The 13,743-nt window shown below is 71.1% G+C and carries 12 protein-coding genes, 2 tRNA genes and 1 pseudogene; 4 read left to right on the top strand and 11 right to left on the bottom strand.

What is annotated here, in order from left to right; all coding sequences use genetic code 11:
- Nucleotides 1-87: 87 nt before the first annotated feature.
- The 7 genes from AB0958_RS25915 to AB0958_RS25885 form a co-directional block, all read right to left on the bottom strand.
- Nucleotides 88-822, bottom strand: coding sequence for a TetR/AcrR family transcriptional regulator (locus AB0958_RS25915; protein WP_366892853.1), 735 nt, complete (start codon nt 820-822; stop codon nt 88-90).
- 132 nt (nt 823-954) lie between these two features.
- Nucleotides 955-3,210 carry a glycosyltransferase family 39 protein gene (locus AB0958_RS25910; RefSeq protein ID WP_366892849.1) on the bottom strand — a complete coding sequence of 752 codons (2,256 nt, stop codon included), beginning with the start codon at nt 3,208-3,210 and terminating at the stop codon, nt 955-957.
- Nucleotides 3,207-4,703 carry a bifunctional glycosyltransferase family 2/GtrA family protein gene (locus AB0958_RS25905; RefSeq protein WP_366892848.1) on the bottom strand — a complete coding sequence of 499 codons (1,497 nt, stop codon included), beginning with the start codon at nt 4,701-4,703 and terminating at the stop codon, nt 3,207-3,209. Before AB0958_RS25905 ends, AB0958_RS25910 begins: the two co-directional genes overlap by 4 nt.
- Nucleotides 4,704-4,717: 14 nt before the next feature.
- Nucleotides 4,718-6,370, bottom strand: a complete 1,653-nt coding sequence (locus tag AB0958_RS25900; protein ID WP_366892847.1) for a HAMP domain-containing sensor histidine kinase — start codon at nt 6,368-6,370, stop codon at nt 4,718-4,720.
- A complete protein-coding gene (locus tag AB0958_RS25895) occupies nt 6,367-7,107 on the bottom strand; it encodes a response regulator transcription factor (RefSeq protein ID WP_046727718.1) in 741 nt (246 codons plus the stop codon). Before AB0958_RS25895 ends, AB0958_RS25900 begins: the two co-directional genes overlap by 4 nt.
- Before the next feature lie 236 nt (nt 7,108-7,343).
- Entirely contained in the window at nt 7,344-8,216 is an 873-nt protein-coding gene (locus AB0958_RS25890) for a DUF2797 domain-containing protein (RefSeq protein ID WP_366892846.1), read from the bottom strand.
- 59 nt (nt 8,217-8,275) lie between these two features.
- A complete protein-coding gene (locus tag AB0958_RS25885) occupies nt 8,276-8,689 on the bottom strand; it encodes an HGxxPAAW family protein (RefSeq protein WP_366892845.1) in 414 nt (137 codons plus the stop codon).
- A gap of 118 nt (nt 8,690-8,807) precedes the next feature.
- On the opposite strand from AB0958_RS25885, the gene AB0958_RS25880 reads away from it, so the two are divergent.
- The 3 genes from AB0958_RS25880 to AB0958_RS25870 are packed head-to-tail and all read left to right on the top strand — an operon-like array spanning nt 8,808 to nt 9,845.
- Entirely contained in the window at nt 8,808-9,299 is a 492-nt protein-coding gene (locus AB0958_RS25880; protein ID WP_366892844.1) for a MarR family transcriptional regulator, read from the top strand.
- A gap of 43 nt (nt 9,300-9,342) precedes the next feature.
- On the top strand, nt 9,343-9,576 hold the full coding sequence (locus AB0958_RS25875; RefSeq protein ID WP_366892843.1) for a hypothetical protein: 234 nt from the start codon (nt 9,343-9,345) through the stop codon (nt 9,574-9,576).
- A 44-nt stretch (nt 9,577-9,620) separates the two neighbouring features.
- On the top strand, nt 9,621-9,845 hold the full coding sequence (locus AB0958_RS25870; RefSeq protein ID WP_366892842.1) for a hypothetical protein: 225 nt from the start codon (nt 9,621-9,623) through the stop codon (nt 9,843-9,845).
- Nucleotides 9,846-9,916: 71 nt separating this feature from the next.
- Here the strand turns inward: AB0958_RS25870 and AB0958_RS25865 are convergent.
- Nucleotides 9,917-11,072 (bottom strand): annotated as a pseudogene (locus tag AB0958_RS25865) (zinc-dependent alcohol dehydrogenase).
- The gene (locus AB0958_RS25860) at nt 11,069-12,007 is read right to left on the bottom strand and encodes an SRPBCC family protein (RefSeq protein ID WP_366892841.1); all 939 of its coding nucleotides are present in this window, start codon (nt 12,005-12,007) and stop codon (nt 11,069-11,071) included. Before AB0958_RS25860 ends, AB0958_RS25865 begins: the two are co-directional and overlap by 4 nt.
- Nucleotides 12,008-12,221: 214 nt before the next feature.
- On the opposite strand from AB0958_RS25860, the gene AB0958_RS25855 reads away from it, so the two are divergent.
- The gene (locus tag AB0958_RS25855; protein WP_366892840.1) at nt 12,222-12,395 is read left to right on the top strand and encodes a hypothetical protein; all 174 of its coding nucleotides are present in this window, start codon (nt 12,222-12,224) and stop codon (nt 12,393-12,395) included.
- An 807-nt stretch (nt 12,396-13,202) separates the two neighbouring features.
- Here AB0958_RS25855 and AB0958_RS25850 read toward each other — a convergent pair.
- Both AB0958_RS25850 and AB0958_RS25845 read right to left on the bottom strand, forming a co-directional pair.
- A tRNA-Arg gene (locus AB0958_RS25850) sits at nt 13,203-13,275 on the bottom strand.
- 201 nt (nt 13,276-13,476) lie between these two features.
- A tRNA-Ser gene (locus AB0958_RS25845) sits at nt 13,477-13,570 on the bottom strand.
- Nucleotides 13,571-13,743: the final 173 nt, after the last annotated feature.

Below are 13,743 nucleotides of genomic sequence, written 5' to 3'. Positions count from 1 at the left end.
ATGTGGCGGAGCCACCTGGCCCGCCACCCCGTGCGTCGAGCGTGCGTGCCGGGCGTCGCGACGCCGCGGAGATCCATCAGAAGGGCCCTAGCCGCCCTTGGCCACCATGGCCTCGATTCCTGCGATCAGGAGGTCCAGGGCGAAGGCGAAGTCCCCGTCCCGCATCTCGGCGACCGTGTCGCCGCCCCTTGCCGCCATGAGGTCCCGCGACTCCTCGATGATCCTCGCCGTGTCCGGGACCTCCGTCACGGCGTCCATCGCGGAGTCGACGTACTCGTCGGCCGTCATGCCGGCCGCCGCCACCCGCGCGGCGAAGTGGCTCTCGATCGTGCCGTAGCCGTAGACGAACTGGAAGACGGCCGAGATCGCCCCCGTCACGCCGTGTGCGGGCAGGCCCGCGCGGCGGACGACCCGCTGGACCACGCGGGAGAACGCGAGCGCGTGGGGGCCGATGTTGAGGTAGCGGCCGGCCAGCGGGGAGAGCCAGGGGTGGCGGACCAGGAGCGCGCGGTACTCCGAGGCCAGGGCGCGCAGTTGATCGCGCCAGTCGCCGACCGCGGCATCGGGCAGGGGCAGCTCGCCGAAGGCCGCGTCCAGGGCGAGTTCGAGCAGGTCGTCCTTGGTGTCGACGTACCAGTACACGGACATGGCGGTCACGTTGAGCTCGGCCGCCAGCCGCCGCATGGAGAACCTGTCGAGGCCGTCGGCATCGAGGAGGCGGACGGTGGCGGAGGTGATGCGGTCCCGGTCGAGCCCGGAGGGCTGCCCGCTCCGCCCGCCCTTGCGGGCCTTCTCCGCCAGCCACACACTGGCCCGCGCCATCGCGCCCTCTTCCGCCAAGACGATCACTTCCCCAGATGCTAGAGCTGCGGCGCACCCGCGAACCGACACCTACCCCCGAAGGGCGGTGGCCGAAGCCACCGCCCTCGTGTCGCCCGGTCGATCAGGCGGCCGTCAGCTGCCGCTCGCCTTCTGCGTGAGGTCGTAGAAGGCCGACGAACCCACCGTCACCTTCTTGAAGTTCTTCTCGACCCACGAGGTGATCTGCGCGGAGGTGCCGGTGCTGCTGCCGCCCGTGCCGCCGCCCGTGCCGGACGAGATGAAGTAGTGGATCTTCCCGTCCGCCACGTACTTCTTGAACTGGGCCAGCGTCGGGGACGGGTCGGTGCCGTTGAAGCCGCCGATCGCCATCACCGCGTCACCGGTGGAGAGCTGGTAGCTCGCCGCGTTCTGGGCGCCGATGGCCGCCGCCGCCCAGGTGTACTGGGACGCGTCCTGTTCCAGCAGCTTCTTGGCCTGGGAGCTGACGGTCGCGCCGTTCAGCAGGCCGCCGACGCCACCGCCGCCGCCCATGCCGCCGCCGTCGCCCATCCGACCGCCGCCGGGGAAGCCGTTCCCGTTCTGCGTGGTGCCGTTGCCCTGCTGGTTCTGGGTACCGCCGGTACCGCCGGTACCGCCGGTGCCGCCGGTGCCGTTCTGGCCGGGCATGCCGCCGGTGCTGTTGCCAGTGCCGCCGGGGAAGCCCTGCCGGCCCTGCTGACCCTGCTGGTTCTGGCCGAAGCCGCCGCCGCCCGTGCCACCGCCCATGCCGCCGCCGCGCATCCCGCCGCCACCGGGGCCGCCGCCCATCGTGCTCGCGCCCGCCGGACCCGCCGTCACGATGGAGCCCGTGTGGCCCGTCCGAAGGGTGCTCAGGGTGTAGGCGGTCGGGCCCGCCAGCGCGGCCACCAGACCCACCACCGCCGCCCCGAGGGCCAGCCGGCGACCGATGCGGCCTGCGAAGACCAGGCCGAGAGCGGCGGCCAGGCCGCCGACCAGGACCAGGTACTTCAGCCAGGGCAGGTAGTCGGAGGTGCGGTTGAGCAGGACGTAGCCCCAGACCGCGGCCGCGACCACGGAACCGGCGAGAGTGATCGACGCCCACGGCTCGGCGCGCTGCTTCCACAGCTGGTCGGCGCCCATGCCGACCACGGCGGCCAGGTAGGGGGCCAGGGCGACCGTGTAGTACTGGTGGAAGATGCCCGCCATGTAGCTGAAGACGACCATGGTCATCAGCAGCGAGCCGCCCCAGACCAGGAACGAGGCGCGGGTGGCCGAGGTCCGCCTCAGCCTGCGGGTGGCCAGCAGCCCGGCGACCAGGAGGATCAGGGCGCTGGGCAGCAGCCAGGAGATCTGGCCGCCGATCTCGGAGTTGAACATCCGGTCCCAGCCGGTCGCACCCCACTGGCCGGTGCTGCCGCCGCCACCGCCGCCGACGCTGCCGGTCTCGTCGCCGCTGAGGCGGCCGAAGCCGTTGTAGCCGAAGGTCAGTTCGAGGAAGCTGTTGTTCTGCGAGCCGCCGATGTACGGACGGGAGGAGGCCGGCCACAGCTCGACGATCGTGACCCACCAGCCGCCGGAGACGACGAGCGCGCCGGTGGCGACCGCCAGCTGACCGAGCCGCTTGCGCAGCCGGTGCGGGCCGCAGACCGCGTACACGACCGCCAGCGGCGGCAGGATCAGGAACGCCTGCAAGGTCTTGGCGAGGAACGCGAACCCGATCGCGACCCCGGCCCACACCAGCCACTTCGTCCGGCCGTCCTCGACCGCGCGGACCACCGTGTAGCAGGCGACCGCCATCAGCAGCGCCAGCATCGCGTCCGGGTTGTCGAACCGGAACATCAGCGCCGCGACCGGAGTGAGCGCGAGCACCGCGCCCGCGATCAGACCGGCGGCGGGGCTGAACCGGCGGCGCACCGCCGCGTACACGACGGCGACCGTCGCGACGCCCATGAGGACCTCGGGGACGAGGATCGCCCAGGAGTTGAGACCGAACATCCGGACCGACAGCTCCATCGGCCACAGGGAGGCCGGGGGCTTGTCCACGGTGATCGCGTTCCCGGCGTCCAGGGAACCGAAGAAGAACGCCTTCCAGGACTTGCTGCCCGCCTGCACGGCCGCCGAGTAGAAGGAGTTGGCGTAGCCGGAGGCGCTCAGGTCGTACAGGTACAGCAGGAGGGTGGCGGCCAGCAGGCCGAGGAAGGCGGGGCGCACCCAGCTGGGGTCCTCGGGACGGCCGCGCCACGGTCCCCGGACGAAGGGCTGCCGGGGCTCTCCCGACTCCGGCGTCTGGACCTGGGCCGGGGCCGGAGCCCCGGGAACGTGGTGCGGCGGCGGGGGAGACGTGGGGGGCGGCCCCCACTGGGTGGGCTGGTGGGTGTGGGTGGTCATCGGGGGTCCCCCGGCTCGGTGTCGTGGGAACGCACCGGTTGCAGCTGCATGGTGCTGTCCCTCCAGGTGCCGTCCGCGGCTTCACCGGCGCGGAATCGGGTGGTCGTGGTGCCGCTCTGGGCGTGGGGCTGGTGCGTCGGGCGCTGCGGCAGCGGGCCCTGCGGCTGGTGATGCGACTGGTACGGCTGGTGTCCGCCGGTCGGGTACGTCACGGTGTGCGGGGCGACCGGCGTCGGCTCCGGCCGGGCGGAGCCGTCGCGGTCCGGGAAGACCCAGGCGCGGAAGAGCAGGAAGCGCAGCACGGTCGCCGCCAGGTTGGCGGCGATCAGGACCGCCAGTTCGGTGGAGTGCGAGGGGTCGCTGCTCGCCGCGTTCAGGGCGGCGAGGGAGCCACTGGTCAGCGCGAGGCCGATACCGAAGACGACCAGGCCCTGCGCCTGGTGCCGGACCGCCCCGCCGCGGCCGCGCACCCCGAAGGTGAGGCGCCGGTTGGCCGCCGTGTTCGCGACCGCCGACACCAGCAGCGCGAGCGCGTTGGCGACCTGCGAGCCGGAGAAGGACCGGAAGGCGCTGTAGAGGACCAGGTAGAAGAGGGTCGACAGGCCGCCGACCACGCAGAACCCGACGAGCTGGCGGGCCAGGCCCTTGGGCACGTCCTGGACGTCGCGGTCGCGCGGGTCGTCGCCGAACGGCCGGGTGAGCCGGTCCAGCGGCAGCGCGCCCGTGGTCAGGGCCTTGCCGACCCGCCACACGCCCCTGAGGTCGTCGGTGGCGGTCTTCACGATGTGCACGGTCGAGTTCGGGTCGTCGACCCAGTCGACCGGCACCTCGTGGATGCGCAGCCCCGCGCGCTCGGCCAGCACCAGCATCTCGGTGTCGAAGAACCAGCCGGTGTCCTCGACGAGCGGCAGCAGTATCTGCGCGACATCGCGCCGGATCGCCTTGAAGCCGCACTGCGCGTCGGAGAAACGGGCCTGTAGGGAGCCGCGCAGGATCAGGTTGTAGGTACGGCTGATGAACTCCCGCTTGGCACCGCGCACCACGCGCGACGAGCGGGCCAGCCGGGATCCGATCGCCAGGTCGGAGTGGCCGGAGATGAGCGGTGCCACCAGCGGCAGCAGCGCGTTCAGGTCGGTCGACAGGTCCACGTCCATGTAGGCGAGGATCGGCGCGTCCGAGGCTGACCAGACGGTCCGCAGCGCCCGGCCGCGGCCCTTCTGGTCCAGCCGGAACGACGTGACCTCGGCCAGGTCCGCCTCAAGCCGCCGCGCCACCTGTGGGGTGGTGTCCGTGGACGCGTTGTCCGCGATGGTGATGCGGAAGGCGTACGGGAAGGTGCGCCTGAGGTGATCGTGCAGTCTGGCGACGCAGGGCCCGAGGTCCTTCTCCTCGTTGTAGACGGGGATCACTACGTCCAGGACAGGCGTACCGGCGTTTCCGGCCGGGAGGTGCTCCCGCGCCGGCAGGGTGCCGGGAGAAGAGTCGGTTCGCATGGGAACGACTCTGGTCAGGCGCCCTGTTCCACCCATGTGGTGGCACTGTGCTGCGCCTGTGAGTGCGATTGCCAGTTGGTTTCGGGGTCCGGCCGGGGAGCCGCCGGGGCGAGCGCGGGCAGATACAGGGTGAAGACCGTGCGGCCGGGAACGCTGTCGACGGTGACCGCGCCGCCGTGCGCGGACGCGACGGCCTGCACGATGGCCAGGCCCAGCCCGGTGGACCCGGTGGCCCGCGAACGCGCGGAGTCGCCGCGCGCGAACCGTTCGAAGACGTGCGGCAGCAGGCCCGGCGGAATGCCCTGTCCGTTGTCCTCGACGTCCACGCACATCCAGGGGCCGCGCCGCTCGATGCGGGCGGTGACGGTGGTCCCGGGCGGAGTGTGCTTGCGCGCGTTGCCGAGCAGGTTGACCAGCACCTGCTGGATGCGGGCCGCGTCCGCCGACACCAGGGCCGGCTCGTCGGGCAGGTCGAGTCGCCAGTTGTGGTCCATGCCGGCCGCGCGCGAGTCGCTGATGGTGTCGACGACCAGCGGAATGAGGTCGGTGTGCTCGAACTGGAGCGGGCGGCCGGCGTCCAGCCTGGCCAGCAGCAGCAGGTCCTCCACCAGGAGGGTCATCCGGCCGGCCTCGGACTCGATGCGGCCCAGCGCGTGCCGGGTGTCCGGCCCGACCTGCTCCCGTCCGCGCCGGGTCAGCTCGGCGTAGCCGCGGATGGAGGCGAGCGGGGTGCGCAGCTCGTGACTGGCGTCGGCGACGAACTGCCGTACCCGCATCTCGCTCTGCTGGCGTGCGTGCAGCGCCCCGTGGACGTGGTCGAGCATGCGGTTGAGCGCGGAGCCGACCTGGCCGACCTCGGTGTGCGGGTCGCACTCCGACTCCGGAACCCGCTCACTGAGGTTCACCTCGCCGGTGTGCAGGGGGAGTTCGGAGACCCGGGTGGCGGTGGCGGCGACCTTGCGGAGGGGGCGGGTGGCTACGCCGACGAGCGCGTAACCGGCGAGGACGGCGGCACCGAGACCGGCGGCGGTGACGCTGATCTCCACGATGATCAGAGTGTTGACGGTGTTGTCGGTGTCCTTGGTGGGGATGCCGACGTAGTAGCTGCCGTTGGGGCCGTGGACGTACGAAACGCGGTAGGAGCCCAGCCCCGGGATGTCCGCCGTGTGCTTGTTGTCGTCCTGGGCGACGGAGTCGAGGGCAGCCAGTTGCGCGCTGGTGAGTGACACCGCGCTCATCTCGAAGGTGGAGGTCGACTTGCGCCCCACCTTCCCCGACGTGGCGGAGCCGTTCACGACCGTGGCGGCGATCGTGGCGGACGTGGGCTGCGGCCCCCGGGCCACGAAGTCCGTGAGGTTGGTCGTGTTGTCGCCCGCGTGGTTCTTCTGCTGGTCCTTCTGCCCGTTGCTCTGCCGGCCGGGCGCGCCGTTCCCGTCCCTGCCGGGGGCCACTGGCCCGAGCGCACCGGACGCGCGCTTCCCGACCTCACCCAGCTGCTTGTCCAGCTCGGTGTACAGATGAGACCTCAACGCAAGGGTCGTCACCGAACCGATCACCGCGCAGATCACCGCGATCAGCAGCACGGACGCGACGACGAGCCGGGTCCGCAGGGTGCGCGGCTTTCCCGCTCGTCGCTTCTGCGTACGCGGCCGTCGTCGCCCGCTCATGAGGCCGCGGGCTTGATCAGATAGCCGGCACCCCGCCGGGTGTGGATCATCGGCTCGCGGCCCGCGTCTATCTTCCGGCGCAGGTACGAGATGTACAGCTCGACCACGTTGGCCTGGCCGCCGAAGTCGTACGACCACACCCGGTCCAGGATCTGCGCCTTGCTGAGCACCCGCCGGGGGTTGCGCATCAGGAAGCGCAGCAGCTCGAACTCGGTGGCGGTGAGGTGGATGCCCTCCCCGGCCCGCGAGACCTCGTGGCTGTCCTCGTCGAGGGTGAGGTCACCGACGACGAGCACGGAGTCGGAGCGCCGGTCGGCGGCACCGGAGCGGCGGATCAGCCCGCGCAGCCGGGCCACCACCTCTTCGAGGCTGAAGGGCTTGGTGACGTAGTCGTCGCCGCCTGCGGTGAGACCGGCGATCCGGTCCTCGACCGCGTCCTTGGCCGTGAGGAACAGGACGGGTACGTCGGGGAGTTCGCGCCGCAGCCGACCCAGCACCGTGAGGCCGTCCATGTCGGGCAGCATCATGTCGAGGACGACGGCGTCGGGACGGAACTCCCGGGCGGTCTGGATGGCACCCTGGCCGTCGCCCGCGCTCCTGATCTGCCAGCCCTCGTACCGCAGGGCCATGGAAAGGAGTTCGGTGATCGACAACTCGTCGTCCACCACAAGCACGCGGACGGGGCTCCCGTCCGGCCTCAGCAGTTCGGTACGCCCCTGGGGCGAGGTCGTGGTCATGGTGGACACCTTGTCGGGGCCCTCTGAGAACACGCTTTCAGCAATCTGTGTTTTCCCTGAGAACCACACAGGTGCCTCTCAGGGAACGCCTGGGAACCCCCTCACGTGCGCCCGGACTCCTCGCCACGATCGCGCACCGCTGTGCGGATCGTGTGGGTCCCCGGTGCGCCGCGGGCCTGGCATGAAGCGCGGATGAACCCCCGATGAGAGCGTACCGGGCCGGACTTCCCCGGCTGTCAGAAGAGCCCCTCCTGGGGCGCCGTGAACTGCCGTACCGGCAGGGGAGACAGGCCGCCGGCCGGCTCCGTGACGGCGGTCAGTCGCCAGCCGGGCAGCAAGCGCGTGTCGAGGACGATCACCCCGCTCCGGGTGGCGAGATGCAGGTCCGGCCCGGCGGCCGCGACGAGTTCGCCGCTCACCCCGGCGCCGGGAGCGAGCCCGGTCACCTCACCGACGGCCGCAGGGGCCCCGGAAAGACCGAACGCCCTTACATGGTCGACGACTTGGCACGGCTCCGGGACGAGCGCCTCCGGCCACCCGCCCAGCGCGAGGGCACGCGCGTGCAACAGCTCGATCTCGGCGGCCCGCTCCCCCTCGCTGTCGGGCAGCACGGACCGTACGACGCGCTTGTCGCGGTACGGGATCCGGTCGGGCACCCTGAGCGCTGCGCGGAGCAGTTCCTCGGCCCGCCGTGCGGCCATCAGCGGCCCGGCTCCCAGCCAGCTGAAGCAGACGGCACCCTGCTCCAGCAACCGCGCAGGACCCCGCTCGACGGCGGTGATCCCGACCTTGGCCATCCCGGGCCCGAACCACGCGAGATACACGTGGTACGGCCGGGCGTCATCGGCGACCGTGTCGGCGGCGACGGAGTGCGCCCGGTCCAGCCGCGCGCACTCCTCGCACCGCGCCCCGGTGCTCCGCGCCGGCACGGCCGCCCGGACCGGACAGGGGTTCCCGCGCGCCCCCACGCACTCCCGGGCACCCCCCTCGACGGCCTGGAAGGCGACCCGCCTCCCCCGGACGAGCGGACTGCGCCGCCCGCCGCTCCACACCAGCACGGGCCCGTCGTCCGACCACCGCAGTCCCGAGCATCTCCACAGCTGTGCCATCACTCGCGAGGGTAGAGGGCGGCACTGACATCAGGAGCGCCGAGGGCAGGGCTCCGCGGTCAGCCGCCGGCCTCCGCGACGGCCGCCTCCGGCTCCCCCGCGAGCACGGCACCCTTGACGCCGCGCGCCCCGTCCGCGCCGCCCGCCCCGTTCGTCGGCCGGAGCTCGGACGCCGTACGACGTCCCCGGCCCGCCAGCCGGCAGGACACGCATCCGGGGTGGCCGTCGCGGGCGCCCGCGTCACGCACCCCGAGGGCCCACTGCGCCCTGGGCCGCGGTCCCGGCGGCTTGCCCCAGCCGGCCAGGTGCAGACACCAGGTGACCAGGACACTCACGGCGCACACCGCGAGCCCGGCGACCAGGGCGGGGACCGAGGCCGCACACACCGCCAGCCCCAGCAGCGCGCTGCCGACCGTCGCGATCGCCGTCCCGGTCCACCCCGCGACCGTATGACCTTCGTCGTGCTGACTCATGTGACCGACTCCCTCCCCAGGGCCGACTAGAATCCCTCACAGCGTAAGGAATTCACTTCCTGAATCTCTCACACGCTAAGGGATTAAGGAAGTCTTCGACGAGGAACCGGGAACGACCATGCAAGGCACACCTCGACCGCCCGCCGACCCGGCCCGCGCCCTGTCCGCGATGGACCACCTCATCGCGGCCCACCTGATCGGCCGGCAGGAACTGGCCCGGCGACTCGGACTGAGCGTCACGGACCTGACATGCTTCGGGTTCGTCCTGGAGGCGGGCGACGACCTGCTGACGGCGGGCGAGCTGGCCGCCCGCGCCCATGTGACGACGGGCGCGGTGACCGGCATCCTCAACCGCCTGGAGCGCGCGGGGTACGTCACCCGGCGCCCCGACCCCCAGGACCGCCGCAGGGTCCGCGTCGCCGCGCTCCCCGACGCCGTCACCCGCGTGACAGGCGTGTACGCCGGCCACTACGCGCGCCTCGCCGAGCTGTTCGCCGACTACACCGCGGACGAACTGGCCACCCTCACCGACTGGTTCACGCGAGCGACCGCACTGGCCCACGACTACCTGGAGAAAATGAACCGGACCGACTCGGCGGACCCCTGCTGACGGCCGCTGGCCCGAGAAATCGAACACATGATTGAATCCGGTCATGCGAACGTTCCCCGACGACCTCGCCCGGGCACAGCAGGAGTGGAGCGCCGTCTACCGGCGGCTGGCCGCGCGCCCCGGCCGCACCGAACTGCGCCGACGCCTGCACCGGCTGTCGGTCCAGGTCTTCTTCCACCCCTACTGGCAGCAGCACCGCCCGGCCCCCGCGGCCTGGCGGGAACTGCGTGACCGGGCCCGGTCGTACGGGGACACGAGCGAGCGGGTCCGCCCGTGACGCACTGGAATGCGGGACCGGTCGTCCCGGACGATCCTGAAGACATGTCCGGACCGATTCGCGTGATCATCCACCCGCCGTCCCCCACCGGCGGCCGGCGCGTCCGCGTGGACGGCGAGATCCTCGGCCTGGCCCACAACACGACCGACGTCGCGGAGTTCCTCCGCCGCGCCGGACTGGAGATCGATCCGGCGGAGGTCGCGGAGGCACCGTGGATCGACTGGCGGGGTCCGGGCCCCGACCACTGGGGTCCGCAACCCACCGACTGACCCGGGCCCGCACCACGCGAAGGGCCCCGGATCTCTCGGTTCAGGGCACTCAGTTCATCGGCGCCGGTCCCTCACGGCTTGAGAACGACCTTCTCGCAGTGGTCCTTCTTGTTCTTGAACAGGTCGTAGCCGGTCGGTGCCTCGGTCAGGGGCAGCCGGTGGGTGATGATCCGGGGTCGATCCTGCCCTGCTCGATCAGGCCCAGCAGCGGCTTCATGTACTTGTGCACGTGGCACTGGCCGGTGCGCAGGGTCAGGGACCTGTTCATCCAGGCACCCGCCGGGAACTTGTCGATCAGCCCGCCGTAGACGCCGATGACCGACACCACACCACCGCTGCGACAGGACAGGATGGCCTGGCGCAGGGCGTGCGGCCGGTCGGTCTCGGAGCGGACCGCCTGCTTGGCCCGGTCGTAGAGGTGGACGTGGGAGGCCCCGTGGGTGGCTTCCAGGCCGACCGCGTCGATGCACTTGTCGGGGCCACGGCCGCCGGTGAGTTCGAGCAGGGCGGACCGTACGTCGGTGTCCTCGAAGTTGATGGTGGTGCAGCCCTGGTCGGCGGCCATGCCGAGCCGGTAGGGCTCCTTGTCGATCGCGATGACCTTCTCGGCGCCCAGCACCCGGGCGCTGTCCATGGCGAACTGGCCGACCGGACCGGCGCCCCAGACGGCGACGACGTCACCGTCCTGGATGTCGCACATCTCGGCGCCCATGTACCCGGTCGGCAGGATGTCGGACAGGAAGAGCACCTGCTCGTCGGTGAGGTCCGACTCGATCTTGAGGGCGTTGGCGTCGGCGAGCACCACGCGGGCGTACTCGGCCTGGCCGCCGGCGAAGCCGCCGGTGAGGTGGGAGTATCCGTAGATGCCGGCGGTGGGGTGGCCGAACATCTTCTCCGAGATCCCGGCGTTGGGGTTGGTGTTCTCGCAGCACGAGTACAGCTCCGCGCGGCACGACGCGCAGGCGCCGCAGGCGATGGGGAAGGGCACCACGACGCGGTCGCCGACGCGATGCCGGGGCCCACCTCGACGACCTCGCCCATGAACTCGTGGCCCATGATGTCGCCCTTTTCCATGGTGGGGACGTAGCCGTCGAGCAGGTGGAGGTCGGAGCCGCAGATCGCCGTCGAGGTGATCTTCACGATGGCGTCGCGACTGTTCAGGATCGAGGGATCGGGGACGTCCTGCACCTCGACCGAGTTGCGTCCCGTCCAGCAGTTCGCCTTCATGCCAGGGCCTCCTTCAGTTCGTCCTCGGTCAGCGGTCGGGCCGGGTGCTGCGGGAACTCGCCACGGGCCCGCTTGCCGCCGGGTGCGCCCTCGGAGCGGACGACCTCGCCGGTCTCCGCGATCTGCTTGAAGCGGCGCAGGTCGTCGTCCAGCTGCTGGTGCGGTTCCTCGCCGAAGTAGCGCGCTGCGGCCTTGCCCAGCGCCCCGCCGGGCAGCTCGTAGCGCAGGGTCACCCGGATCTCCGTGCCCCGGCCACCGGGGGCGGGCACGAAGCGGACCTCGCCGGCGTTGTCGATGTCGGCGCCGTCCACCGACCGCCAGGCGATCAGCCGGCCGGGGACGTCCTGCGTGGTCTCGGCGTCCCATTCGACCTCCTTGCCGAACGGCGCGCTCGCCCGCCAGTGACTGGTGCCCGCGCCGGTGACGCGCACCTCATCCAGGTGCGCCATGAAGTCCGGCAAGTGCTCCAGGTCCTTCCAGAGGGCGTAGACCTCGTCCGGGGGCTGGATGACGGTGGTGGCCGCGGTCAGTTCCATGGGGGTGCTCCTACGGGTTCGGGTGACAGCCGCGTAGACGTCCGTGGCCATGAGGGCGGTGACCGCGGCGGTCGCGGCAGCGGTGCGGCCGAGGCCGCGGCCGTTGTGGTTCTTCAGGGCCCGGGTCAGCATCGTCAGGTCCATGAGATCGCCGCCGACGCGGCCCCAGAGCCAGGCGGGATGCGGCCGGCCCAGCAGCCCGGTCGCCGCCGCCAGCTCGCGCACGCCGACGGCGGTCGTCGCCGAGCGGTGCCCGGAGGCGTCGCCGACGCCCAGGGCCCGGGCGAAGCCCGCCGGGGCGAGGACCTGCGGCACACCCAGGAGCGCACTGGCCCAGCCGAGGCCCCGGACGAGCGGATCGTTTCGTAGGCGGGAGGCGGCACGGGTGTCTGTCTTCATGAGGACTCCCCACATGCGGTGAGGTGACCGGAAGGCGGGTCACGTGAGCGAGAGGGTGAAAGACACAGAGCGGACAACAGCGGAGTTTCCGCGTGGCCCGCCCCCAATCCTCGAGATCCGCCGCCCGTCGGCGTCCGCCTTCCCGAAGTCGATCGGCACCTTGCCCCGGGCCTCCGCGCCGTTGTCGGCGAGCCGAGCAGGGAGTACCCGGGCCATGTGCCGCGCGATCCGCGCCGGCGCGTCCGGATCCGCCAGGAGAGCGATGCCGGTGACGTCCTACGGCGAACTCGCGAACGCCGTGGTCACCGACGACGAAGACCCGGTCGACACAGACCAATTGGCGTCGATCGGTCATCAGCGGTCAAACAGGCTGTCGGAAGGGCGCTGATGGACGCTGCCGGGCGTAGTCGGTTGCTGTGGTTGCTGTCCTTCACTGCCGTACGGCCGGCGGCTCCGCGTCATCGGACCGCTGCCGTCGTCTACGACGCAACCGCCCGGCGCTGGCGACGGCGACGAAGAAAGTGCCGCCCACGGTCACCGGGAGGTCAGCGGCGAAGGGCCTCAGAGGGGGTTGTCCGAGGAAGGCTCGGGCGAACGCAATTCCTATCAGGGCAGCTGTCAGCATGACCGCCCACAGGATCAGTACGAGCAACCATGTGCTCCGAGCACTCAGCCAAGAAGTCATTGCTCATCATGTACCCGACGTGCTGCCGACCACAGTCCCCATGCTTGAGATCCGGCCTCATCCTGACCAGGCCGATCACGCAGCGCCTTCGAGGGCGGGCACGTGGCGGCCACGCCGACCAGCCTCAGTAGAAGTGGCGATCGGCTACCTGGGGGAAGCTCCGGTGCAGCTGGTACGCCCGCCAGACGCCAACGGCCGCTTGGACGAACGGACGCCGGCACTGCTCGTCCCGGTGCTTCAGATCTTGTGTCTCAAGGTTGAGGATCATCGCGTCCGCCGGCGCTCGGCCCGCGCTGTCGCAGAGACGGAAGCTGCCGTCCGCTGGGGCGAAGAGCAACCAGCCCGTGTGCCCTTCATCGTCAGCCCACACGTAGATCGCTCCGTCGGCTCCGCTGGACGTCAGCCGGACTCGAACCCACGCCGCCATCGGTCGCCTCCTGTGCCCCCATGCTGAGCGGGGCACGATAAAACGTCAAAGGCCCCGGATCACTCCGGGGCCTTTGACCTGTGTGCACTCGGCAGGATTCGAACCTGCAACCTTCTGATCCGTAGTCAGATGCTCTATCCGTTAAGCTACGAGTGCTTGTTGTTCTGTTTTCTGTCTTTGATCCTGGCCCTTCCGGGCCGCTCTCGGCGACAGGAAGAACATTACATGACTGCCGCCGCCATGTGAAATCCGTTAGGCACACCCCTTGTGACCTGCGAAAACATGGTCAGCGGCGGTTGACGGGCCCTGGATGCACCGAAGCCCCGGTCCAGGTGGACCGGGGCTTCGGTGATCAGGTGGCGGAGGCGGAGGGATTTGAACCCTCGATGGGCTTTAAGGCCCAAACCGCATTAGCAGTGCGGCGCCATAGACCGGACTAGGCGACGCCTCCAGCACAGCCGCCCGCGTGAGCGCGAGTGGTGCGTGCAGATGATGACACAGTCGAGCCTGCTGTCACCAATCGGCTCCCACGGTACTAGGCAGCCGGGGCGCAGGGCAAAGGCCTTTCGTCGGCGGGGCGCCGCGCCACGTCGCCGCGCAACGTCCGGGCGGCCCGCGCGTTGG

The organism is Streptomyces sp. NPDC006655, assembly GCF_040703965.1.
In the GTDB taxonomy this organism is placed as follows: domain Bacteria; phylum Actinomycetota; class Actinomycetes; order Streptomycetales; family Streptomycetaceae; genus Streptomyces.
This window is presented reverse-complemented; position numbering and strand designations above follow the sequence as displayed.